Raw genomic sequence first — 23,246 nt, forward strand, 5'->3', positions numbered from 1 at the left:
CACCGGAGACCCGGGGTCGGCCTGCGACGGGTCGAGACCGGGGCGGGGCCGAGCGGGGACGGTTCAGGGCGTGCGCCAGTCGGTGGCGAAGGCGGCGGCCGGGTTGGCGGTGAGGAGGAGGCCGGGCAGTTCGGGGCCGAAGGCGCGGGCGAGCCGTGGGACGAGGTCGTTGAGCAGTGTGGTCGGGCCGTCGGCCCGACGGGCGGTGCGGGTGGTGGTGTCGGCGCCGAGGAGAAGACGGGAGGCGTGGCCGGCCTCGACGAGGTCCGCGATGACGTCGAACGCCTGGTGGTCGGCCGGGTGGCCGGCCCGGGAAGGACTGTCCAGCGCGAAGTAGACGCCTTCCGCGGCGAGTTCGCGGTGCACCCGCACATCCGGCAGCCGGGTGAGGTGGCCGAGGACGATCCGGTGGGGCGGGACGCCGTGTCGAACGTGCAGCCGGTTCAGGACGAGGTGCGGGTCGGCTCGGGGTTCGAGGTGGACGGCGATCGGGGCACCGGTGGCGTGGTGCGCGTCGGCGGCCGCGGCCATCACCCGCCGGGTGTGCGCCGTGGTGGTCCCGGGGTCGCAGGCGATCTTGATCAGGCCCGCCCGGACGGCCTCGGGCGACGCGGGTGCTTCGGGGGCTTCGACTGCTGCGGGGGCCTCGGCGGCTACGGGCGGTCCAGGCAGCTCGGTGGCCGGTTCGGCCGTCAGCCCGGTGGTGAGTTCCGCGATGAAGCGTTCGGCCAGCCCGTCGTACAGGGCGGGGAGGGTGTCCGGGTCGTAGTGGGCCTCCTGGTGCAGGCCGGTGGCGGCGACGACGTGGACTCCGGTCGCACGGGAGAGCTTCGCGAGGGAGTCCGCTCCGCGGCCCATGCCGTACGGGGTCCACTGGACGAACGACCGTCCGCCGGCCGCCGCGAAGGCGCGCAGGACGCCCTCGGCGGCGGCCGGGTCGTCCAGTTCCTCGCCGGGGAGCAGGGGGCTGCGGATGAAGAGGTGGTCGTGGGAGTCGGTGGCACCGAGTTCCGCGGGGTCGAGGTCGCCGAGGACGGTATGGATCATGGGGGTCATGCCGGGTCCGCCTCGGTCGGGGATACGGGGACCGGGGACGCGGGGACCAGGTCTGCCGGGGTCGGGGACGCCTCGGTCGGGGACGCCTCGGTCGGGGGCGCCTCGGCGAAGGTGGCGGCGGCGACCCGCAGGCCGGCCAGGGCCTTGGGGACGCCGACGTAGGGGGCGAGGTGGACGATGACCTCGGTGATCTCCTCCCTGGCCAGGCCGATCCGCAGACTGTTGCGAACGTGGTCGGCGAGCTGCGGCTCCACGCCGCCGAGGGCGGTGAGCGCGGCCAGGTTGGCCACCTGCCGGTCGCGCAGGGCGAGACCTGGGCGCTGGTAGGTGCCGCCGAAGAGACTGGTGACGATCCAGTCGGGGAAGCCGGGCGCGAGACCGTCCAGGCCGCCGAGGGTCGCGGCGGCGACCGGGCCGGCGAGGTCGGCGAGCAGGGCGTAGCCGGCTTCGCGGTCGAGCGGCGCGGGGGTCAGGTCGGCCGGTGCCATCGGGGCGGGGGCCAGGGCGGCGGGGTCGGTCGCGGGGGCGGTCGTGGGGCTGGTCATGGGAGTGGCGAAACCTTTCACCAGTGCCGGCCGCCGGGCAGCCGGTCGAGTTCGGGACGGGACAGGTGCAGCACCTGGTAGCGGATGCCCGGCACGTCGTCCGGGGCGGGGCCGCGCCAGAGGGCGAAGCGGACCAGCTCCCAGCGGCTCGGGTCCACCGCGACGGCGGCGGTGTGCAGAGCGGGGTGCGCGGGCAACTCGGCGAGGGCCCGCTCGACCGCCTCGGCGGGATCGTCGGACTCGGAGAGCCTGACGGTGTGGCGGGTAGCCGTGGTCGTGGTCGCGGTCGAGGTCGCGGTCGAGGTCGAGGTCGAGGTCGCCGGAGCGTCCGGCACGGCGCCGTGGGCCAGGCCGGCGCCGAGCCAGTGACGGACGGCCGGGCGGCCGAAGTCGGCGCTCAGGCCGCGAAAGCCCGGTCCCCAGAGGAAGCTGTTCATGCCCTCGACGGTGCGCCAGAGGTAGAACGGCGCGTACTGGTTGACGGGCGACCCGTCGCGGCCCCGCTCGCGGACCAGGTACGCCTTGAGCCCGAGGCCCGGGTGCGCGTCGAGCAGATGGCCCTTGTCCGCGACGCGCTTGCGGATGATCCCCAGGTCGTAGTCGGCGGGGAGGGTGATCTCGTACTGCATGGCGTGCACGGCGGGTCTCCTCGGTCGGATCGTCGAGCGGGCATCGCTCGGCCAGTCGGTCACGCGCTCGGTTGCCGGGTCGGTCGCACGGTCACGCGGCCGGCCACGCGGCCGCCCAGCCGTGCGCGGCGCGGTCAGGCGGTGCGCTGGGCGGCGAGCAGGCCGAGGGCGCCGCGTACGGCCTGTTCGAAGGGCTCGGCCCGGCCGGCCGCGCGCGCCAGGACGTAGCCGCCCTGGACGACGGCGACCACGGCGGCGGCGGTGTCGGCCGGGTCGACACCGGGGGCGAGCTCGCCCGCCGCCTGGCCCTCGGCCACCAACTCGGCGATCCGGGCGCGCAGCCAGTCGAAGGTCTCCTCGACGGGGGCGCGCAGTTCGGGGTCGGCGATGACGTCCGGGTCCTGGGCCATCCGGCCGATCCGGCAGCCGCGCAGTACGTCGCGGTCGCGGCGCAGGTAGGCGGCGATGCGGTCGTACGCGCTGCCGGGGGCGGACAGGTCGGCGGCGGCGACTCCCCGCAGCTGCTCGGCACTGCGGCGCAGGGCGGCGGCGGCGAGGTCGGGCTTACCGGCGAAGTGGTGGTACATGCTGCCCTGGCCGACACCGGCGTGCTGCTGGATGGCCTTGGGGCTGGTGCCGACGTAGCCGCGCTCCCAGAGGAGTGCCTGGGTGCTCTCGATGAGGCGGTCCTGGGTGGTCATGCGAACCACTGTACATACCAGTAGGTACAGAAGGCCAGGGATGGCCCGGCTCGACGCGGACGCGGGGCGGGCCGAAGCGGTCCGCGCCGGGGATGAGGCGGGGGCAAGGCGGGGACGAGGCGGGCGGACGGGTCCGCGCCGGGGACGACCGAGGGCCGTGCGCCGCCCCCCGGCGGCCACGGCCCCTCGCCCGCTCGTCTCCCCCGCCCCGACCGGCGGCACTCCACCGCGGCCGGTGGCGCGCGTCACGTCGGGCGGGCGCTCACGGAAGCTCGCGCCTGACCACCGGGGCCACCTCCGCCGCGAACAGCTCCAACTGCTCCCGCTGCGCCCCTTCCGTCAGAGCGTCGACTCCGATCCCGACCACCTCGTTGCCGAAGGCCTCGTGATAGCGGTGGATCTTCTCGATCACCTGCTGCGGGCTTCCGACCAGGGCCGAACCGTGCTCCAGCGCGTCCTCCAGCGAGGCGAACGGCGACTTGTTGTGCCGACCGGCCGCCGAAGCGAACATCGCGTCCCAGTACGGACGGAAGCCCTCGACCGCGTCCTGCGAGCGCTTGGCGACGTACAGCCCGCCGAAGCTCGCGCCCACCCTGGCCTCCCTCGGATCGCGCCCGTAGTGCGCCCAGCGCTCGCGGTAGTGCTCCACCAGGGAGCGGTACTTGGCCAGCGGGTGGAAGGAGTTGGCGGAGAAGAGCGGATCACCGTAGCGGGCGGCCAGGTCGGTGGACTGGGTGCTGGTCGCGCTGCCGTGCCACACCGGGATCGGGTCCTGCAACGGGCGCGGCGCGACGGCCACGTCCTTGAGCGGCGGGCGGGTCGAGCCCTCCCAGGTCACCCTCTCCTCGCGCCAGAGCCGGCGCAACAGGCCGTAGTTCTCGGCGAGCGCGTCCCACTGGCGCTCCTCGGGCAGGCCGAACAGGTCGAAGTGCCGCGGGTCGTTGCCCTTGCCGATGATCAACTCGACCCTGCCTCCGGAGAGCTGGTCGAGCAGGGCGTAGTCCTCGGCGACCCGGACCGGATCCAGGATGCTCAGCACCGTCACCGTGGTGAACAGCCGGATGGTGGAGGTGCGGGCCGCTATCGCGCTGAGCAGCACCGGCGGCGCCGGAGAGAGGAACGGTTCACCGTGCCGCTCCCCCACGCCGTAGCCGTCGTAACCGAGTTGCTCGGCCACGACCGCCTGGTCGATGACGTTCCACAGCTTCTCCTGCGGGGTGCGCTGGACGCCGGTCACGGGATCGGGTCCGTTGGCGACGAGGGACGAGACGGTGAACCGCACGGCGGTCTCCTTGGGGGCGCTCGATGGGGCCTCGGCGCGACGCCCTGACCCGAGGCGCGGGCACGGCTGCCGAGGAGGGGCGGCGGCGGCCCGCGCGGAACGCCCGGGTACGGGCTGCGCTCACGCGGGCGGCACCGGGAGGGGATCGCGGCGGAGCGGCTCTGGGGCGGCGTCAGCGCGAGGTGCAGCGGCGGCCGCGACAACAGCGGGCCGCGGCGGCCGCGGGCGCGGTCACGGGTGCCGCCGCGGGCACGATCGCGGTTGGGGTCGCGGGTGCGGTCACAGTCTGGACGGTCATCACGACTCCCCCCTCGCCTCGCACGCGTACGATCCTCCGCGAGCATAAGCACCGGTCAGAAACGGGGCAAGGGCTTGATCCGCTCGCGGCGACTGGCAAGATGTCCGGCATGAGCTACCTCGCCGCGGATGACCGCTATGCCTCGATGACCTACCGCAAGGCCGGCCGCAGCGGCGTTCAGCTGCCGGCCGTCTCCCTCGGCCTCTGGCACAACTTCGGTGACGCCCAGCCGCTGGAGGTCCAGCGGGCGGTGCTGCGCCGCGCCTTCGACCGGGGGATCACCCACTTCGACCTCGCGAACAACTACGGCCCGCCGTACGGCAGCGCCGAGCGCAACTTCGGCTACCTGTTCGCCCAGGACTTCCGCCCGTACCGCGACGAGCTGTTCATCGCCAGCAAGGCCGGCTGGGACATGTGGCCCGGCCCGTACGGCAACGGCGGCAGCCGCAAGTACCTGCTGGCCAGCCTGGACCAGTCGCTGGGCCGGATGGGACTGGACTACGTCGACGTCTTCTACTCCCACCGCTACGACCCCGACACCCCGCTCGAGGAGACGATGGGCGCGCTGGACAGCGCGGTGCGCTCGGGCAAGGCCCTGTACGCGGCGATCTCCAACTACCCGGCGGAGCAGCACCGGGAGGCGGTGGCGATCCTGCGCGAGCTGGGCACGCCGGTGCTGCTGAACCAGTCGGCGTACTCGATCCTCAACCGGTACGTGGAGGAGGGCGTGCTGGACGCGGTGGGCGAGACCCACACCAGCCTCATCGCCTACTCTCCGCTCGCCCAGGGTCTGCTGACGGACCGCTATCTGTCGGGCGAGGTGCCGGCCGGTTCGCGGATGTCGGTCGGGCGGTTCCTGACCGAGGAGGCGCTCAGCGGGCCGAAGCTGGAGCAGCTGCGGGCACTCAACAAGGTCGCCGAGCGGCGCGGGCAGACGCTGGCGCAGCTCGCGCTGTGCTGGGTCCTGCGGGACCCCCGGGTGGTCTCGGTGATCATCGGGGCGAGCAGCGTCGCCCAGCTGGACCAGAACATCGACGCGCTCGCGGGCGGTCCGCTGACCGCGGAGGAGCTGGCGGAGATCGACCGACTCAGCCTCTGAGCGGGGAGGGGGCGGGCGGGGCTTGCCGGCGGAACGGGCGAACAACTGACAGCTGACAGATTTCATCATCTGTCAGCTGTCAGTTGCTATCTGTTAGCCGTCAGCCGTCAGCCGTCAGCGGCGGATGCCCAGGGCGGGCAGTACCGTTTCCGCAACCCGGTGGGCCTCCTCCAGCAGGGGGTTGCCGGAGAGGATGAAGGTGTCGACGCCCAGCGACTCGAACTCCTGCAACCGCTCGACCACCTGGGCCGTCGAGCCGACCACCGCCGTACCGGGGCCGGGGCGGAACAGGCTCATTCCCGGCCAGAGGTTCGGGTAGGCCTCCAGCTCCCGGGCCCGCGCGGGCACCTTGCCGCCGTGCTGGCGGAACTGCCGCTGCCAGCCGACCCCGTCCTCCCCCTTGGCGCCGCCCAGTTGGCGGGCGTACGTGGCCTCGCTGGTGACGTCGAGCAGACGGTCGGCGGCCGCCCAGGCCTCGTCCTCGGTGTCGCGGACGATCAGGTGCAGCCGCAGCCCGATCCGCAGGGTCCGGCCGTGGGCGGCGGCCCGCGCCCGGACCAGGTCCAGCTTCTCCTTGAGCAGGTGCGGCGGCTCGCCCCAGGTCAGGTAGACGTCCACGTGCTCGGCCGCCATCTCGATGCCGGCCGCCGAACTGCCGCCGAACCAGAGCGGGATGCCGCCGGGCTGGACCGGCTCCAGCTCCCGCAGGCTCGCGCCCGCGTTCTTCAGGTCGTAGAACTCGCCCTTGTGGTCGAAGACTTCGCCGGCGGTCAGGCGCTTGACGATCGACCAGTACTCGGCGCTCAGCCGGTAGCGGTCGTCGTGCTCGACGTCCAGTCCGTACTCGCGCAGTTGCGCGGTCGAGCCGTTGACCACGTTGAACCGCAGCCGACCGCCGTGCATCCGGTCGAAGCTGAGCGCCATCTTCGCCAGCAGGGTGGGCGAGACCAGCCCCGGGTGGACGGCCAGCAGCGGCTTGAACGCCGGGGTGGTGGCGGCCGCGAGCGCGCTGCCGAGCGTCCACACGTCGTAGAGGTCGGTCGCGAGCAGGGCGCCGGTGTAGCCCAACCGCTCGACACTTCCCGCCAGTTGCTGCAGGTAGCGCAGATCCACCGGGCGGCGGCCGGCCGGCTCCCACGGGTAGTGGCCCTCGCGCGGGATGATGTACCAGAGGACTTCGGAGGCCATGGTTCAGACCGCCTTGGCGAGCGCGGCGGCCACCGGGGCCTCCAGCGCGGGCAGATGGGCGTCGGCGACGGTCAGCGCCCGGTCGATGAACCCGACCCCGTGGAAGATGTCCGCGGCCTCCTGCTGCTCGGCGATGAACCCGGCGGTGGCGGGCTCCAGTTGCCACGGCAGTGCGGCCAGCGCCGTCTGCCAGTCGACGGCCGAGCCGCCCAGCTGCTCCGCCGCGATCGCGGCCGCCTCGGCCGGGTGGGCGGCCACCCAGGCGTCCGCGCGGCGCAGCGCGGCGGCGATCGCGGCGACCACCTCGGGGCGCTCGGTCGCGAAGTCCCGGCGGGTGAAGAACACCGAGCGGTCGGTGATGACGTCGCCGGTGCGGATCAGCTCCCGGAAACCCCCGCTCCGGCGGGCGGCGGCCAGTTCGGCGCCCTGGGCGATCCACCCCGCGATCTCGCCGTCGCGCAGCCGCTGGGCCTGGTCCTCGCCGGCCGCCGGGCGCACCGGGGTGACGTCCTCGGCGTACGAGAGCCCCTGCGCGTGCAGGGCCTTGGCGAGCAGGTGGGTCTGCCAGGATCCGATGCCCAGCACGACGGTGCCGCCCTTGAGGTCCGCCACCGCCCGGACCGGGCCGCCGTCCAGCACCAGCAGGGCGCCGTGGTCGGGCCGGGGTGCGGAGACCGCCGCGTACACCAGGTCGTGGCCGGCCGCCTGGGCGGTGACCGGCGGGGTCGATCCCGTCCCGCCGAAGTCGATGGTGCCGTCGGCGAGCAGCGCACCGGTGCGGGTGCCGTCGGCGTAGTGGTGGAAGGCGCCGGTCTCGCCGAGCGGGGCCAGTTCCTCGTCCAGGTAGGGCAACCGGGCGAGGTAGTAGAGCGAGGGGTTGCTGGCGTGGACGCCGAGGGTCACGGTCATCTGTTCAACTCCGGTGGTGCGGGGTGGCGTTCTTGAGGACGGTTCGGTGGGGCTGCTGACGGGTCAGTGGACGCCGAGGTCGGCCAGCAGTCGGCGGCGCAGGTCGGCGAAGGCCGGGTCGGCGGGGTCGCGGGGGTGGTCGACGGCGACCGGTTCGTCGCGCACGAGCAGGCCGTCGCGCAGGACGGCGACGCGGTCGGCGAGCCGGACGGCCTCCTCCACGTCGTGGGTGACCAGCAGCACGGCGGGGCGGTGGCGGCGGACGAGGTCGCCGACCAGGTCCTGCATGCGCAGTCGGGTGAGCGCGTCCAGTGCGGCGAACGGCTCGTCGAGCAGCAGCAGTTGGGGTTCGCGGACGAGGGCCCGGGCGAGCGCGACGCGCTGCGCCTCGCCGCCCGAGAGGGTGGCCGGCCAGGCGTCGGCGTGCTTGTCCAGGCCGACCTCGGCGAGCGCCTTGAGTCCGGTCTCCCGGGTCGCGGCGCCGCGCGGCAGGCCGACCGTGACGTTGGCCAACACCCGCTTGGACGGCACGAGTCGGGGCTCCTGGAAGACCACCGTACGCACCGGCGGGACGAGTACGGTGCCCTCGTCGGCCCGGTCGAGCGCACCGAGGATGCGCAGCAGGGTGGTCTTGCCGGTGCCGCTGGCGCCCAGCAGTGCGACGAACTCGCCCCGGGCGATGGAGAGATCGACGCCGTCGAGGACGGCCCGGGTGCCGAACACCCTTCGCAGGCCCCGCAGATGGACGGCCGGAGCGGCGGTCGCGGGCGCGGAGGTGGAAGGCGCCGAGGTGGCGGAGGTGGCGGTGCTCATCGGGCTGCTCCCTGGACGGCCTGGCGCCACGGCATCAGGAGGCGTTCCAGGACCCGGACGACCGCGTCGGCGGTGAGGCCGAGCAACCCGTAGATCAGGATGCAGACGGCGAGGATGTCGGTGCGCGAGTAGTTCTGTGCCTGGGCCATCAAGTATCCGATCCCCTCGGTGGAGTTGATCTCCTCGGCGGCGATCAGGGCGATCACGCTGAGCGTCATCGACAGTCGCAGACCGGACAGCAGGGCGGGCAGCGCGCCGGGCAGGACGACGGTGCGCACGATGGCCCAGCGGCCGAGCCCGAAGCTGCGCATCGCCTCGACCAGCTTGCGGTCGGTGTTGCGGACGCCGCCGGAGGCGGACACGTACATCGGGAAGCTGGTGGCGACGCCGATCAGGGCGACCTTCGCGGTCTCGGTGATGCCGAACCACACCATGAACAGCGGGACCAGCGCCAGGAACGGGACGGTGCGCAGCACCTGGATCGCGGAGTCGAGCAGTTCCTCGCCGAGCCGGGTGAAGCCGGTGACCACGCCGAGCACCAGACCGGTGGTCGCGCCGAAGAGCAGGCCGAGGCCGGCCCGGGTGAGGGAGACCCCGAGCGCATCGGCGAGCTGGCCGTCTCCCCACAACTCGCCGACGGCTTCGGCGACCTGGGCGGGTGAGGCGAGGACGTCCTGGGTGAGCGCGCCGGTGGCGGAGGCGAGCGCCCAGCCGCCGAGCAGGGCGAGCGGGCCCAGGGTGCGCAGGATCACGGCGAGGGCGCGCGGGCGGGGTCGCTGCCGCCTGGTGTGCGGGGTGACGAGTCCGGCGTCGAGGGCGGCTCGGGTGTCGTCGGTGGTGTGTTCGGGGGCGGCGGTGGTCACTTGGCACCGTCCCCGAGCTTGTTGATGTCGATCAGGTACGGCTTGACGTCCACGAGTTGCTTGGTGACCTTCTGGTCGGCGAAGAACCGGGCGACGGTGCCGAAGCGGGCGGTGTCGGCGTCGGAGATGGCCTCCGCGGCGGCGCCCTGCCCGCTGACGTTCACCGCGATGTCCTTCTCGGCTGGGGTGACGGCGGTCGGGCCGGATTCGGTGAAGACGTTGAGGTAGGCGGCCGGGTCCGCCTTCTCCTTGAGGCCGTTCTCGCGCAGGTAGGTGTAGAAGGCCTTGACCACCTCGGGGTGCTTGTCCGCGAACCCGTTGCGGACGGCCCAGACGGCGTAGTTGTCGGAGCCGACCTCCTTGCCGTTGGCCAGGAAGTGCGCCCCGGCGTTGGCGATGGTGGGCGTGGAGAAGGTGTTCCAGGTCGCCCAGGCGTCCACCTGGCCGGAGTTGAAGACGCCGGCCGTCTGGTCGGCGCGCAGGTAGACCCGTTCGACCTTGTCGGCCGGGACGCCGTTCTTCTCCAGCGCCTTGAGCAGCAGGTACTCGCTGGTGCCGCCCTGGGAGACGGCGACCTTGCGGCCGACCAGGTCCTGGACGGACTTGATGGGCGAGTCGTTCTTCACCAGGATCCCTTCGCCGACGCCGTCGGGCGCGGTCTGGGCGAACAGCTTGAATCCGGGCTTCTGGGCGAGCGCCGCGACGGCCGAGGTGATCGAGCCCTGGGCGACGTCCAGTTGGTCGGCGGACAGGGCCTGTGCGGCCGGGGCGAACGGGCCCGCGCTGCCGGTCCAGGCGACCTTGGCGTGGACGGCGGCCAGGGCCTTGTCCAGCGAGCCGTCCTTCTTGCCGCGGGCGAGGAACCCGTTGTTTCCGGGGTCGGGCAGGCGGAGCACCACGTCGGCCTTGCCGCCGGCGGAGGCCTTGGCCCCGTCGGCGGACGAGCCGCAGGCGGCCAGTGCGGTGGAGGCGAGCAGCGCGGTGGCGGCGAGGGCGAGGCGGGGGGTCTTCACGGGGTCTCCAAACGAAGGACAGCTGACAAGTGACAGGTTTCGAAATCTGTTATCTGAAATCTGTCTGCTGAAATCTGTTGGTAATGATCTGTCAGCCGACGGCCGACGGCGCTCAGCCGCCCACTGCGGCGCGGCGCCGTTCGCGCAGCAGCTCGTGGGCGGCGCGCAGGGGTTCCGGGTCGGCCCAGCCGGGGATGTCGACCGGGGAGGCGAGGAATCCCCGGTCCCCGAGGAAACGTTCCTGCTGCGCCAGCAGGTCCAGGCGCTCCGCCGAGAGGTCAAGGTGCAGAGTGCGGTGGCTGCCCGGCGCGTACGCCCCGGCCACGCCCTCGGCGCCCGCGCCGGTCTCGGCCCGCAGGATCCGCACCACCTCCGCCGGGTGCTCGGCCGCCCAGTCGGCGGCCTCCAGCAGAACGGCGAGGAAGCGGGCGACCAGCTCCGGCTGCTCGTCCAGCAGTTGCTGGTGGACGGTGACCGGCCGGGGCGTCCCGTTGTTGACCCGGGCCCGGCGGTCCGGCACCGCGTCCAGTTCCACGGCCACCTCCGCCCCGACCCGGCGGGCCGCCTCGACGGCGAGCGCCCCCTTCACGTACACGGCGTCCACCACACCGTCCCGCAGCGCGGCCAGTTCGCCGGCCCACTGCCCGCCGCCGGGCAGGCCCGGGACGTCGACCAGCTCGGCGTCGTCCAGCGTGAGCCCGGCGAGGCCGAGGGCGCCACGGAAGCCGGCCAGGGCCATCGCCCGCCAGAAGTCGATGCCGATGCCATGATGTGGGACCGCCAGCCGCAGCCCGCGCAGGTCGCCGGGGCCGGTGACGCCGCTGCCGGCCCGGACCAGGACCACCTGGCGCTCCTCGATCCAGGTGAGGCCGATCAGCCGGGTCCGTTCGCCGCGCGAACGGGCCCACAGCGCGGGGACGTTGCCGCCCTCGCGGAACAGTCGGGTGAGCGCGTGGGTGTAGTGGTGGTCTGCGGCCACCTCCGGCGGGGCGTCCTGGAGCGAGCGGACGGCGATCCCGTCGGCGGCGAACTCGCGGGCGAGCCAACCCTGGTCGGCGGCGATCCCGGTGGCGGTGGGCACCGGGCAGCGGGTGAACCAGAGGGTGTCGGGGGTACTGGGGGAAGGACTGGGCACGGGGTGTGGTCCTCTGCGGAGGGGGCGGGTTCGGCGGGCGCCGGAAGGCTGCGGGACTGGGCACGCCACGCGGGTCACGGGACCTGCGGCGTCGGGGAGTTACACGAAATGGCGAGACGGGCGAGGCGGGCGTTTCGAGCGAGACGGGCGTGTCGGGCGAGGCCGTGAGTCGCGCGAGGCGGGGAACGCCGGACGGTGCGGCGCGAGGGGAGCGTCAGCGACAACACGCGCAGGAGGCGGGGCACCGGTGGATCGTCACGGCGTCGCTCCTTCCTGCGGGTCGGGTTGCGGGTGGTGCGCCGGGCGGAGGGCGTCCGGCGCGATGTGAGGAGCGTTCCACGACGATCGAGCCGGAGGCAAGGTTTTGCCACATGGTGGGATCACTTGTTCATCAACGCCATTCCATTGCAACGTCGTCGACACAATCCCGCAGCACTCGCTGCCCTACGCTGAGACTCCTCCCGGTGATCCAGCCGGATTCCCGAACCGAAACGCGAGGTGCCATGGCCGAGGCCGCCACCGCCGTCCAGGGCCCGCCGGCCGGTGCGCAGGCCGTCCAGCGTGCGCTGGGGCTGCTGCACTGCTTCCACGACAACGGCCCCGACCTGAGCGCCTCCGACCTGGCCCGCCGGATGGACCTCTCCGTCTCCACCGCGCACCGGCTGGCCCGGACGCTGGTCAGCGCCGGCTTCCTGGAGCAGGACGAGCAGACCGCGCGCTACCGGCTCGGCCCGGCGGTCGCCGAACTCGGCCAACTCACCTTCCACCAGCGCGGACTGCACCTGGCCGCACCCGAGTTGGACCGGCTGTCCCGACGCACCGGTGCGACCGCGGACCTCGCGATCCGCAGCGGTCCGCACGCGGTCATCCTGGTGGGGGCCTCCGTCCGCCCGGACACCGGCCTCGGGCTGCGTCGGCCGCTGCACTCCACGGCGCTCGGCAAGGTGCTGCTGGCCTGGCCGCGCCCGGGCGAGCCGGCGGTGTCGACACTTGGCCCGCTGCCGTCGTTCACCGACCGGACGATCACCGAACCGGCGCTGCTCGACGAGGAGTTGGCGAAGGTCCGGGGCTCCGGGTACGCGCTCAACGACGGCGAGTCGGCGGCCGGGGTGCGGACGGTGGCCGTGCCCGTCCTGGACGGCACCGGGCAGGCCCGGTTCGCGCTGGCCGTCCGCTCGACCCCGGCACACCTGACCGACGACCGCCTGGACTGGTTCCTGGGCCATGCCCGCACCTGCGCCGACGCACTCGCCGTCCTGCTGCTGCCACCCGACCAACGCGCCTGACGCAACGCTGCCACCCGACCAGCTCGCCTGACGCAACATCACAATGCCGCAGCGGGCTGCCCGTTCCACGAAAGCACGGGCAACCCGCCGCGGCAGGAGGCTCAGTGGCCGATCAGCTGGCCGGGGTGTACTTGTAGCCGACCCGACGGACCGTCACGATCGTGTCGCGGTAGCCAGGTCCGAGCTTGCGGCGCAGCCGGGCGACGTGCACATCGACCGTGCGGCCGTCGCCGACGTGGCCGTAGCCCCAGACCGCCGAGACCAGGTGGTCCCGGGTGTGCACCCGCTGCGGGTGCTCGGTGAGGTGGGCGAGCAGCTCGAACTCCAGGTAGGTGAGGTCGAGCAGCCGCCCGTCGACGTAGGCGTTGCGCCGCTCGGCGTCGACGGCGATGCCGCGCCCGGCCGGTCGGACCGGACGGACACCGGCCTGTGCGGGCACATTCACGGGCGCACCGGAGTGCGCACCGCCGTGCTGCGCACCCGAGGGCCCGCCGAGGGGCGCGCCGGGCACCGCCGCCACCGGGCTGTCGGCCGGCACGAGCACCAGGTACCCGACCATCGGGCTCCCGGCACCGGCGCCGAACTGCGTGCCGTACTGAGCGAGCAGACCCTGCGGCAGCGCACCCTGCGGCAGGGCGGCGACGACGGTCGCGCCCTCGGGCAGCGCGGCGAGCAGGGCGGCCGGTGCGGCCGGGAGGACCGCACCCGGCTGGGGTGCGACACCCGCGCCCGCCGGGCGGGACGGGACCGCATGGGAGGACCGGACCGCTCCCCCGGGCCATCGCTCGGCGGCCGACGAGCCGTGCGAGTGCGGGGAGGCGGAGGAGCCCGGCGCGCCGGAGAGGCCGGAGCCGACCGGGGCGACGCCGGGGACGGAGCGGACCGCGCGCAGGTGCGGGGTCGCGGAAGGCAGGGGCAGGGTGGCCGTGGATGAAGAAGACATGGTGTGCCGCTCATTTCGCGCGTGACGGACGGGGTGGAGTCGTCTGCGCGTCGACCGGGCGTACTGCCGGGCTGATCCGGAATCAGCCTGCGGAGGGCCGGGACGCGCTGGGCGAGCCCGGACACGTCTGATCGAACAGGTGCGGCTGCCGGGACGGCCAGAACGGCTCAAGATCGAGGTGACCCTGGTGGCTGTCCCCGGCGCGGTTCGCGCGCCCGTTCCACCGCCTGGCCGGTCCGCCGTCGCACATCGCGGAGGCCGCCCCGGTCGAGCGGGGACGGCCGGCGATGCCGGGGGCGGGGCTGGTGCAGGCGATGTTCACTGGTGGTCTCTCCGCGAGGCGGGGCCGGATCGGCGGTCGCGGCACGCCGGATGGGGCGGGTCCGCTACGGCCTGGTCGACGGGATTGGCGGTGCGTCAGACGGCGGCCGGGTGGGCCGGGATCGTCAGGGACGTACCGGGAAGGGGCCGGCCGGTCACCGACAACAGGCGCTGCAGATCAGCGCCTGGTCGATGTAGCGGCGGACGGTGAGCACCGGCGTGACGGGGGCGGGATCGGTCGTGGCGCGTCGCCGGCCGACGGTCATCCTGCTGCCCTCCCCCTTGCTCTGCACAACGGCGCGTCGTCGTCGATGCGCGCCTTCGTGAACGGAACGTTTCCGGCCCTCCCGACGGCATGGCCGGGCGGCTTTCGTGCCCAGAGCCTTCCACGCCGGGCCGGTCTAGGCAACCTTCGGCACACCGAACGTCCGGGATGCGGACAACCGAATGAGACGTCGGGCGACTCGGAGGCTCTGTGAAGCCTCTGTGCGGGTGCAGTGCCGGACCGGGGGCGCGGTGTCGTCAGACCGGGTCGCGGCGACGCCAGGACCGATTCGCGCCAGCGCCAGCGCCAGGACCGGGGCCGGGGCCGGGGTGCGGTGGCGTCAGGTCCGGGCCGGGGCGCGGCGGCGACGGGCGGCGGCGTGCTCGACGAGCGCGACCAGGAGTTCCTTCCCGTCCTCCCGCAGGCGCGCGTCACACAGCAGCACGGGAATGTCCGGGTCGAGGTCGAGCGCGTCGCGGACCTCGTCCGGGGAGAACCGCTCGGTGCCGTCGAAGCAGTTCACCGCGACCACGAACGGGATGCCGCGCTGCTCGAAGAAGTCGACCGAGGGGAAGCAGTCGGCCAGCCGCCGGGTGTCCGCGAGCACCAGCGCGCCGAGCGCGCCGCGGGCCAACTCGTCCCAGACGAACCAGAACCGGTCCTGCCCGGGCGTGCCGAACAGGTACAGCGCGAGTCCGGGCCGCAGGTCGATCCGGCCGAAGTCCATCGCCACGGTGGTGGTGCGCTTCGCCTCCACGCCCGAGGTGTCGTCCACCGGGCGGCCCAGCTCGCTGAGCTCCTCCTCGGTGCGCAGCGGCCGGATCTCGCTCACCGAGCCGACCAGCGTGGTCTTGCCCGCGCCGAAGCCGCCCGCGACGAGGACCTTCACCGCGACGGCCGGGCCGCCGCGCCAGCGCGGGTCGTTGGCGCGACCGCCGGAGCCGTGGCCGACGGGGGTGCCGGAAGTGCCGGGAGTGCCGCCACCAGGGGCAGCGCCGGCAGAGGTACCGCCGGCGGCGGCGCGGCCGTCGTGGTCAGAGCGCACGGAGTCCATTGATCACGTCTCGCAGCAGGCGCTCGTCCGGCAGCTCGGCGAGCGGAACGGGTCGGGTGACGCTGATCAGCTCGGCGTCGTAGAGGTCGCCGAGCAGCACCCGGACGACGCTGACCGGCAGGTCGGTGTAGGAGCCGAGTTCGGCGACGGACAGCGGCTCGCGGCGGCACCAGGCCAGGAGGGTCTGGTGCTCCGGGTCGAGGACGTGCGCGGGCACGGCCCCCGCGTTCGGCCCGGGCTCGGCGGCGGTGATCAGCGAGATCAGGTCGAACAGGCCGTCCTCGACCGGCCGGGTGCGGCCACGGGTCATCGAGTAGAGCCGCACGACCGGGCCGGCCTCGTCGTCGAACCAGCGGTCGTCGGCAGGGGCACGCGGGTGGAGCAGGTCGGACCCGGCCCCGTCCTGGCCCATCTGCTCCGCCACCTCCCCGGCCGGACCGACCGCCCCGGTCATCCCGGCCGCCCGGGCCGACGCGGCCGAGCCGCCCGAGCCGTCCGGCTCGGGCCGCCCCGCCGCCTCAGCCTTCGGATCCGCCATCGGCCCGCTCATCTCCCCGGCGGCGCGGCTTCGGTGCGCGGCTCGGCGGCCAGGTGCTCGCCGACCCGCTTGACCAGCAGCGCCATCTCGTAGGCGATCTGGCCGATGTCGGCCTCGGCCTCGCTCAGCACGGCCAGGCAGCTGCCGTCACCGGCCGCCGTGATGAACAGGAACGCCTCGTCCAGTTCCACCATCGTCTGGCGGACCCCGCCGACCTTGAAGTGCCCGCCGGCGCCCTTGGCCAGGCTGTGGAATCCGGCCGCGACGGCCGCCAGGTGCTCGGCGTCCTCGCGGTCGAGGTCGCGGGAGGCACCGGTGGCCAGGCCGTCGCTGGAGAGGATCACGGCGTGCCGCAGGGCCGCGACACGCCCCACCAGGTCGTCCAGGAGCCAGTTGAGGTCCCCGGACGGCTGCGTCGAAGTGGTCATGAATCAGTTCCTTCCGATGGAGCGGGTGGTGCAGGTGGTGCTGTTGGTACAGGTGCTGCCGATGGTGCAGGTGTTGCCCGTGGTTCTGGTGTTGCCCTTGATGCAGGTGGCACGGGTCGTTCCGTGGGTGCGGGCGCCGGGTTCCGCCGGACGGGCGGGCCGGGCGGCACCCGGCGGGCGAGCGGCGCCCGGGCATCGCCCGACGGCGCGGACAGCGCCGCCGGGGCGGGTGCCGGACTGATCGCCCGCCGAGTGGGGTCCGGCGGCCGCCAGACGGGTACGGCGGCGGGTCGGGCACTCGCCGGGGCCGACCCGGACGTGGTGGCGCCGCGCCCCCGGGTGAAGCCCCGCTGGAACGAGGCGAAGGTGGCTCGCGCCTCCTCCGGCGAGCGCTCACGCGCCCGCTCCGCCTCCTGGGCCTCCCGGGCCCGGCGGGCGGCGAGGGCGGCCTCGTCCTCGGAACCGCTGTCGGTCCGGTCCCGGAGGCGCTCCTTCAGCTGCTCCTTGAGCTGCGGCGCGAGGTTCGCCTGCCGGACCCGCCGGGGCAGCCCGCCCTCGGTCCGCGGGCCTGCGACCAACGGCGGGTCCGCGGGCCCGTCGAGGACGGGAGCGGCGGTGGCCGGCTCGTCCCGACGGTGGCGCCCCGTCCCCGCACCGTCCTCGGCGTCCCTGGGCGGTGCGGGCACCAGCACCGGCCCGCCCTTGGTCCGCGAGGCCCGTCGCGGCAGCCCGCCCGGCGTCCGGGCCGGCTCGGACGTGGACGGCCGGGGACCGCCGCTGCCCCGGTGCCGCTCGTCCTCCCCCGCAACGGAACCGGCACCGGCTCCGGCTCCGGCGGCAGAACCGGCAGCGGCCCAAGCAGAACCCTCCGCCGTACCGCCGCCACCGCCACCGCCACCGCCACCGCCGAGCGCGGGCACGGCGACCAGGTCGCGCTGTCCGCGCCGGACCGGGGCGGAGCGCCGGCCGGTGGGCGGCGGCTCGGGCAGGCCGTCCGGCGCCTCGGCGAGCAGTTCGCGCGGGATCAGCACGACCGCCGTCGTCCCGCCGTACGGGGACGGGCGCAGGTGGACCCGGATGCCGTGCCGCCGGGCCAGCCGGCTGACCACGAACAGGCCCAGCCGGTCGGTGTCGGCGAGGTCGAACTCCTGCTCCACGGCGAGGCGTTCGTTGATGCCGGCGAGGAGTTGATCGCTCAGCCCGAGCCCGCGGTCGTCGATCTCCAGCGCGAATCCGTGCGCCACCACCTCACCCTGGACGGTGACTTGGGTGGTCGGCGGGGAGAACACCGCGGCGTTCTCGACGAGTTCGGCGATCAGGTGGGTGACGTCCGCGACGGCGCTGCCGAGCAGGCCGGTGCCGGGGAACGGCCGGACGATCACCCGGGCGTAGTCCTCGACCTCGCCGACCGCCGCGCGGACCACGTCCACCATCCGCACCGGCTTGCGCCAGGCGCGCCCGGGCGAGCCGCCGGCGAGGATGATCAGTCCCTCGGCGTGCCGCCTCATGCGCGTGGTGAGGTGGTCGACCTTGAAGAGGTCGGCCAGCTCGGTCGGGTTCTCGGTGCGGCGCTCCATGGTGTCAAGCAGGGTGAGCTGGCGGTGCAGCAGCACCTGACTGCGCCGGGCCAGGTTGACGAACACCGCCGAGACACCGCGCCGCAGTTCGGCCTGTTCGACGGCGGCCTCGACCGCGGCCCGCTGGACGGCGTTGAAGGCCTGGCCGACCTGGCCTATCTCGGCTGCCCCGAAGCGCAGCTCGGGCGCCTCGGCCGCGACGTCCACCGCCTCGCCCCGGCGCAGCCGCAGCATGACGGAGGGCAGCCGGGTGCCGGCCAGTTCGTTGGCCGCGTTGCGCAGCCCGATCAGTTCGCGGGCGAGGCCGCGCCCGATCCGGAAGGAGATCAGCACCGACAGGACGACCGCGACCAGGCCGATCGCGCCGGCGATGCCGCCGCGCCAGAGCAGCCCGATCGCGGCGGACCGTTCACGCTCGCCGATCCCGTTGGCGATCCGGGCGTTGATCGAGGTGAGGTCGCCGAGCGCCCGGTCGGCGGTCTCCCGCCAGGAGTCGCCGTTGATCGCCTGGGCGACCCGCTCGGGGCCGCCGGCGCCGACGAAGTCCGCCTCGGCGCGGGCCAGCGCGGCCCAGGCCTCGCCACCGCGCAGGGCGATGTAGTCGGACTGGTCGGCGGGTTCGAGTTCGGCGATGTAGACGGTGAACAGGGCCTGCTGGTTGTGCAGGGCGTCCAGGGCGACCTGGTACTGCTCGGCGGTGGGCTTGGCGGCGCCGCCGCGCAGGCCCTCCATCGCCGCGTCCTCCTGCGCCAGGTACTCGCGGGCGCGTACCAGCTCGATCAGGATGGTCCCCTGGCGCGGGAGTTGGCCGGTCTGCCGGGCGACGTAGGCGGACCGGAAGCCGAACACCGGCTTGACCAGGTCGTTGTACTGCCCCAGCGCGAACTCCCAGTTGAGCGCGGAGCGGCCGACCTGCGCGCGCAGCGGTCCGATCTGGTCGGCGGCGGCGATGATCTGCAGGAAGCGGCCGCGCTGGGAGCTGGAGAGCTTGCCGCCCGCGTGGTCCTTCTTCTGCCGCAGGACGTCGAGGCTGCGGTCGGTGGCGGCCTTGGCGTGTTCGTAGGCGTCCGCGGCGACCTGCGAGTTCGGGACGGCCAGTCGCTGGACGGCCGCGCGGCGCTCGTTCTGCAGATCGTCGGCGTACTCGTCGACCGGGGTCCCGAACTCCTTGTACGTACGGCTGATCTCCAGCTGGCCCCAGACGTCTCCGGTGGTGGCGAAGGTCGCGTACACCCACAGCGCGGTGAGCGCGACGATGGGCACCAGGAGCAGCGCGATGATCTTCGCGCGGATCGAGCTGCTGCGCAGACGCATGGAGTCCTCGGTCGGGAAGTGCCAGGCGCGGACGGGGAGCGGTTCGGAGGAGCCGCGGGGCTCGGCCGGAAAAGGCTTGGGAAAGGGCTTCGGGAAGGGCTTCGGGTGCGGGCTTCGGAGATCGGCTTCGGGGCTGGTCGGCGTGGATGGTGCGTCATCGGATCGGGCCTGGCCGGGAGGCCCCCGGTCGCAGGTCTGCGAGAGCCTACTACGCCCTGACCACTCGTTCGAGGGTCGAACCGGTCCACTTCCCCGGCTTGCCCCGCACACGTCAGGATCGACTCCCGGCCACCGCGGGCTCGCGTCCGGATCATCCGCCGCCGCCCGGTTTGCCCGATCACCGAACGCACGCGGTTCCTCCCCGGCGGCGACACCTTCCGCAGGGACCGGTGCCGATCTCGTCGCGTCACGGTCACAACCCTGGGCAGTGACAGGCCGATCCGATAGTTTCGCTCCACCTGCGCGGCCCGGCAGTGCCGCCGCGAGACGCCAACGGGGGGAATGTGCGCGAGTTCACCACCCCCGCCGTGGCCGGGCCCGAGGCCACCGGAGGACTCGCCGACTCGCTGTACGACACCGCCGAACGCACACCGGACCTGGTCCAGCTGGCCCGCCGCCTCGGCCCGCCGGGCACCGCCGGCCCCGCCGAGCACCAGGACGGACACCACTCCGGTCACCGCGACGGGCACCAGGACGAGTGGCGGGGCGTCACCGCGCGGGAGTTCCGCGACGAGGTGCTCGCCCTCGCCAAGGGCCTGCTCACCCGGGGCGTGCGCTACGGCGACCGGGTCGCCCTGATGTCCCGCACCCGCTACGAGTGGACGCTGTTCGACTACGCGCTCTGGTCGATCGGCGCGATCACCGTCCCGGTCTACCCCACCGCGGCGGCCGAGCAGGTGCGCTGGATCCTCGCCGAGACCCAGGCGGTGGCCTGCCTGGTCGAGGACGAGGACGCCGCGATGACGGTCGGCGCGGTCTGCGACGCGCTGCCCGACCTCACCGGCATCTGGCAGCTGGACCGCGACTGCGTCGCCGCGATCACCGAGGACGGCCGCGACGTGCCCGACTCGCTCGTCCACCGCCAGCGGCTCGGCGTCACGGCCGGGAACGTCGCCACCGTCGTCTACACCTCGGGCACCACCGGCCGCCCCAAGGGCTGTCTGATCACCCACGCCAACCTGGCCGCCGAGGCCGACGCACTGCTCGGCGGCTGGCGGGAGGCCTTCCACGACACCGGCGGCGGGCAGCCGTCCACCCTGCTGTTCCTGCCGCTGGCACACGTCTACGGGCGGGCCGTGCAGGTCGCGGCGATCCGCGGCGGCTTCCGGATCGGACACGTCCCCGAGGTCTCCACGGACGCCCTGCTGCCCGCGATGGAGTCCTTCCGGCCGACCTTCCTGCACGTCGTCCCGTACGTCTTCGAGAAGATCTTCCAGCAGGCCCGGCGGGCCGCCGAGGACGCCGGGCGCGGCGAACTCTTCGAACAGGCCCGGCAGGTGGCCGTCGACTGGGCAGCCGCCCGGGAGCAGAAGGCGTTCGGGCGCGGACCCGGGCCCAGTCCCAAGCTGCGGCTGCGCCACCTCGCCTACGAACGGACCGTCTACCAGCGGCTGCGGGCCGTACTCGGCGGCCGGGTGCGCAGCGTGATGTGCGGCGGCTCGACGCTGCGCCGCGAACTCGGCCTCTTCTTCACCGGCGCCGGCCTGCACCTGTACGAGGGCTACGGGCTGACCGAGACGTCCGCCGCGATCACCGCCAACCCGATCGGGCGGCAGAAGCTGGGCACGGTCGGGCACCCGCTGCCGGGCTCCTCGGTGGCCCTCGCCGACGACGGCGAGGTCTGGGTGCGCGGCGGCTCGGTCTTCGGCGGCTACCTCAACCACCCGCAGTGCACGGCGGAGTCCCTGATCGACGGCTGGTTCGGGACGGGCGACCTGGGCCGGCTGGACGAGGACGGCTACCTGACCATCACCGGCCGCAAGAAGGACCTGATTGTCACCAGCAGCGGCAAGAACCTGGCCCCGTCGGCGCTGGAGGAGCGGGTGGCCGCGCATCCGCTGGTCTCCCAGTGCCTGGTGGTGGGCGACGACCGCCCGTACGTGGCCGCGCTGATCACGCTCGACCCGGCGGCGCTGGCGCACTGGTTGAAGGCGAACGGGCGGGAGCAGTTGGACCCGTGGGCGGTGCTCGCGGACGAGCAACTGCACACCGAGGTCCAGCGCGCGGTGGCGGCGGCGAACACGGCGGTGTCGCGGGCCGAGTCGATCCGCGCGTTCCGGCTGCTGGCCCGCGAGTTCAGCCAGGACCAGGGGCTGCTGACACCCTCCCTGAAGCTGCGCCGGGCGGCGATCGCCGAGTACTACGCCGATGACATCGCGGAGTTGTACGTCCCCTGACGGATCGTCTTGTCCCTTTTGCGGCAGGTGCGGTGGGCCTCGGTTCACCGGCCGTTCCCTTGACGGGCCGATTGGTCCAGTCCATTGTTTCTCCTCGGTCCGAGTGCGGCGCACCATCCGCTCCCGCCCCTCCGGGAGCACCCAGGTCCCGCGAGCCCGGTTCCAGGGGCCCGACCCAAGGCCCCGGTTCCAGGGTTCCGATTCCGCCACGCCCTCCCCACGGGCGTGTCCCCCACCTGCAGGAGTCCTCTCGTGTCGATGTCCACGCGCCTGTCCGCGCGCCTGTCCGCGTGCCAGTCCGCGCGCCTGTCCACCCGCCTGTCCGCGCTGGCCGCCTCCGTCGCGCTGCTCACCGCCTTCGCCGCCCCGGCGGCCTCCGCCACCCCCGGGCCCGCCCCGGCCGGCGCCCCGAGCGCCCCGAGCGGCCCGACCGTCAACCTGGCCACCAACCCCGGCTTCGAACTGCCCGCCCCCGACCTCTCGGCCTGGGGCGCCGTCCCCGGCTGGAACTGCACCGGCGGCCCGGCCGAGGCCGCCGTCACCACCACCGCCGCCGCGCACTCCGGTACCTTCGCGCTCACCGTCACGCCGGCCACCGCCGACTCCACCGGCGAGTGCGCGCAGACCGTGGCGGTCCAGCCCGACACCACCTACACCGCCTCGGCCTGGGTCCGCGGCGCCTTCGTCTACCTGGGCGCCACCGGCACCGGCAGGGACGTCGCCCCGGCCTGGACCGAGAACACCGGCGGCGGCTGGCAGCAGCTCACCACCCGGTTCACCACCGGCCCGAACGCGCACAGCGTCCGGCTCTACGTCCACGGTTGGTACCAGCAGGGCCCGTTCTCGGTCGACGACGTCCGGGTGGACGGCCCCGCGCCCGCCCCGGCCGTGGCCGCCGGATCCGTGCCCACCAGCGACAAGGTCGTCTTCTTCACCGTCGACGACGGCTGGCAGCGCACCCCCGAGGCGGAGAAGTTCATCGCCGACCACCGGCTGCCGATCACCGCCTTCCCGCTGCCGATGCCGGCCGGCACCGACCCCGACTTCTTCCGGCGCGTCACGGCCGTGCCCGGCTCCTCCGTCCAGGACCACAGCGTCTCCCACGCCGACCTCAGCAAACTGCCGCTGGAGCAGCAGCAGATCGAGATCTGCGACGCCCGCGACGCCATGACCCGCCAGTTCGGCACCACGCCGGTGGCCTTCCGCCCGCCGTACTTCGCCTGGAACGCCGACACCCTCCAGGCCGCCGCCAACTGCGGCATCCGCACCGTGCTCACCGCCGACGCGGACTTCAGCTGGGGCGCGTCCAACATCTGGCACCCGGGCCTGTTGCAGCCGGGCGACGTCGTCCTGATGCACTGGACCGACACCCTCGCCGCCGACCTCCAGCGCGCCCTCGCCGCCGCCGACGCGGCCGGGCTCAAGCCCGCCGGCCTGGTCGACTACCTGCACTGACGCGTCGCCACGGGCCGACGCGTCGCCGCCCCCCTTGGAGGCGGCGGCGCGTCGCCGTCGGCGGGCTCCCCCGGGGGCCCGCCCACGGGGGCCCCCGCTCACCGGGCACCAGGCCCCCACAGGCCCGGCGCAGCCCAA

The 23,246-nt window shown here is 73.9% G+C and carries 20 protein-coding genes; 4 read left to right on the plus strand and 16 right to left on the minus strand.

The window, feature by feature from the left end; all coding sequences use genetic code 11:
- Positions 1-63: 63 nt before the first annotated feature.
- From ACFVTF_RS18545 to ACFVTF_RS18565, 5 genes are all read right to left on the minus strand, one after another.
- Positions 64-1,056, minus strand: a complete 993-nt coding sequence (locus tag ACFVTF_RS18545) for a phosphotriesterase (RefSeq protein ID WP_387814652.1) — start codon at positions 1,054-1,056, stop codon at positions 64-66.
- Entirely contained in the window at positions 1,053-1,601 is a 549-nt protein-coding gene (locus tag ACFVTF_RS18550) for a carboxymuconolactone decarboxylase family protein (RefSeq protein ID WP_387814654.1), read from the minus strand. The genes ACFVTF_RS18545 and ACFVTF_RS18550 overlap by 4 nt, the downstream gene beginning before the upstream one ends.
- Positions 1,602-1,618: 17 nt before the next feature.
- Entirely contained in the window at positions 1,619-2,239 is a 621-nt protein-coding gene (locus ACFVTF_RS18555; protein ID WP_387814656.1) for a DUF4865 family protein, read from the minus strand.
- 125 nt (positions 2,240-2,364) lie between these two features.
- Positions 2,365-2,931, minus strand: coding sequence for a TetR/AcrR family transcriptional regulator (locus tag ACFVTF_RS18560; RefSeq protein WP_387814658.1), 567 nt, complete (start codon positions 2,929-2,931; stop codon positions 2,365-2,367).
- A 262-nt stretch (positions 2,932-3,193) separates the two neighbouring features.
- Positions 3,194-4,213, minus strand: a complete 1,020-nt coding sequence (locus tag ACFVTF_RS18565; RefSeq protein WP_371520661.1) for an LLM class flavin-dependent oxidoreductase — start codon at positions 4,211-4,213, stop codon at positions 3,194-3,196.
- Positions 4,214-4,620: 407 nt separating this feature from the next.
- Between ACFVTF_RS18565 and ACFVTF_RS18570 the strand changes: the two genes are divergently transcribed.
- Positions 4,621-5,610: an aldo/keto reductase gene (locus ACFVTF_RS18570; protein WP_387814660.1), complete on the plus strand. Its 990-nt coding sequence runs from the start codon at positions 4,621-4,623 to the stop codon at positions 5,608-5,610.
- A gap of 114 nt (positions 5,611-5,724) precedes the next feature.
- Here ACFVTF_RS18570 and ACFVTF_RS18575 read toward each other — a convergent pair whose 3' ends face one another.
- From ACFVTF_RS18575 to ACFVTF_RS18600, 6 genes are all read right to left on the minus strand, one after another.
- Positions 5,725-6,798, minus strand: coding sequence for an LLM class flavin-dependent oxidoreductase (locus ACFVTF_RS18575; RefSeq protein ID WP_371520658.1), 1,074 nt, complete (start codon positions 6,796-6,798; stop codon positions 5,725-5,727).
- A gap of 3 nt (positions 6,799-6,801) precedes the next feature.
- Positions 6,802-7,707, minus strand: coding sequence for an ABC transporter substrate-binding protein (locus tag ACFVTF_RS18580; RefSeq protein ID WP_371520656.1), 906 nt, complete (start codon positions 7,705-7,707; stop codon positions 6,802-6,804).
- 63 nt (positions 7,708-7,770) lie between these two features.
- Positions 7,771-8,520 (minus strand): ABC transporter ATP-binding protein, encoded by a 750-nt coding sequence (locus ACFVTF_RS18585; protein WP_387814663.1) that lies wholly within the window; start codon positions 8,518-8,520, stop codon positions 7,771-7,773.
- Positions 8,517-9,383 (minus strand): ABC transporter permease, encoded by an 867-nt coding sequence (locus ACFVTF_RS18590; protein ID WP_387814665.1) that lies wholly within the window; start codon positions 9,381-9,383, stop codon positions 8,517-8,519. Before ACFVTF_RS18590 ends, ACFVTF_RS18585 begins: the two co-directional genes overlap by 4 nt.
- Positions 9,380-10,396 carry an NrtA/SsuA/CpmA family ABC transporter substrate-binding protein gene (locus ACFVTF_RS18595; protein ID WP_387814667.1) on the minus strand — a complete coding sequence of 339 codons (1,017 nt, stop codon included), beginning with the start codon at positions 10,394-10,396 and terminating at the stop codon, positions 9,380-9,382. The genes ACFVTF_RS18590 and ACFVTF_RS18595 overlap by 4 nt, the downstream gene beginning before the upstream one ends.
- A gap of 112 nt (positions 10,397-10,508) precedes the next feature.
- Positions 10,509-11,531: an ABC transporter substrate-binding protein gene (locus tag ACFVTF_RS18600; RefSeq protein WP_387814669.1), complete on the minus strand. Its 1,023-nt coding sequence runs from the start codon at positions 11,529-11,531 to the stop codon at positions 10,509-10,511.
- Positions 11,532-12,034: 503 nt separating this feature from the next.
- Between ACFVTF_RS18600 and ACFVTF_RS18605 the strand changes: the two genes are divergently transcribed.
- Complete coding sequence (locus ACFVTF_RS18605) at positions 12,035-12,817, plus strand: IclR family transcriptional regulator (protein WP_387814671.1); 783 nt, start codon at positions 12,035-12,037, stop codon at positions 12,815-12,817.
- Between the two features lie 112 nt (positions 12,818-12,929).
- Here the strand turns inward: ACFVTF_RS18605 and ACFVTF_RS18610 are convergent, their stop codons facing one another.
- The 5 genes from ACFVTF_RS18610 to ACFVTF_RS18630 form a co-directional block, all read right to left on the minus strand.
- Positions 12,930-13,760, minus strand: coding sequence for a winged helix-turn-helix domain-containing protein (locus ACFVTF_RS18610; RefSeq protein ID WP_387814673.1), 831 nt, complete (start codon positions 13,758-13,760; stop codon positions 12,930-12,932).
- Between the two features lie 926 nt (positions 13,761-14,686).
- A complete protein-coding gene (locus ACFVTF_RS18615; protein WP_371522930.1) occupies positions 14,687-15,235 on the minus strand; it encodes an ATP/GTP-binding protein in 549 nt (182 codons plus the stop codon).
- Positions 15,236-15,380: 145 nt separating this feature from the next.
- Positions 15,381-15,938 (minus strand): DUF742 domain-containing protein, encoded by a 558-nt coding sequence (locus ACFVTF_RS18620; RefSeq protein ID WP_387814675.1) that lies wholly within the window; start codon positions 15,936-15,938, stop codon positions 15,381-15,383.
- Positions 15,939-15,946: 8 nt separating this feature from the next.
- Positions 15,947-16,366 carry a roadblock/LC7 domain-containing protein gene (locus tag ACFVTF_RS18625; protein ID WP_063349983.1) on the minus strand — a complete coding sequence of 140 codons (420 nt, stop codon included), beginning with the start codon at positions 16,364-16,366 and terminating at the stop codon, positions 15,947-15,949.
- Positions 16,363-19,257: a nitrate- and nitrite sensing domain-containing protein gene (locus tag ACFVTF_RS18630; protein ID WP_387814678.1), complete on the minus strand. Its 2,895-nt coding sequence runs from the start codon at positions 19,255-19,257 to the stop codon at positions 16,363-16,365. Before ACFVTF_RS18630 ends, ACFVTF_RS18625 begins: the two co-directional genes overlap by 4 nt.
- A gap of 503 nt (positions 19,258-19,760) precedes the next feature.
- Here ACFVTF_RS18630 and ACFVTF_RS18635 point away from each other — a divergent pair.
- Together ACFVTF_RS18635 and ACFVTF_RS18640 are read left to right on the plus strand one after the other, a co-directional pair.
- Positions 19,761-21,653 (plus strand): AMP-dependent synthetase/ligase, encoded by a 1,893-nt coding sequence (locus ACFVTF_RS18635; RefSeq protein ID WP_387814680.1) that lies wholly within the window; start codon positions 19,761-19,763, stop codon positions 21,651-21,653.
- Between the two features lie 258 nt (positions 21,654-21,911).
- Positions 21,912-23,108, plus strand: a complete 1,197-nt coding sequence (locus ACFVTF_RS18640; RefSeq protein ID WP_387814695.1) for a polysaccharide deacetylase family protein — start codon at positions 21,912-21,914, stop codon at positions 23,106-23,108.
- Positions 23,109-23,246: the final 138 nt, after the last annotated feature.

This window comes from Kitasatospora sp. NPDC057940, assembly GCF_042887425.1.
Lineage (GTDB): Bacteria > Actinomycetota > Actinomycetes > Streptomycetales > Streptomycetaceae > Kitasatospora.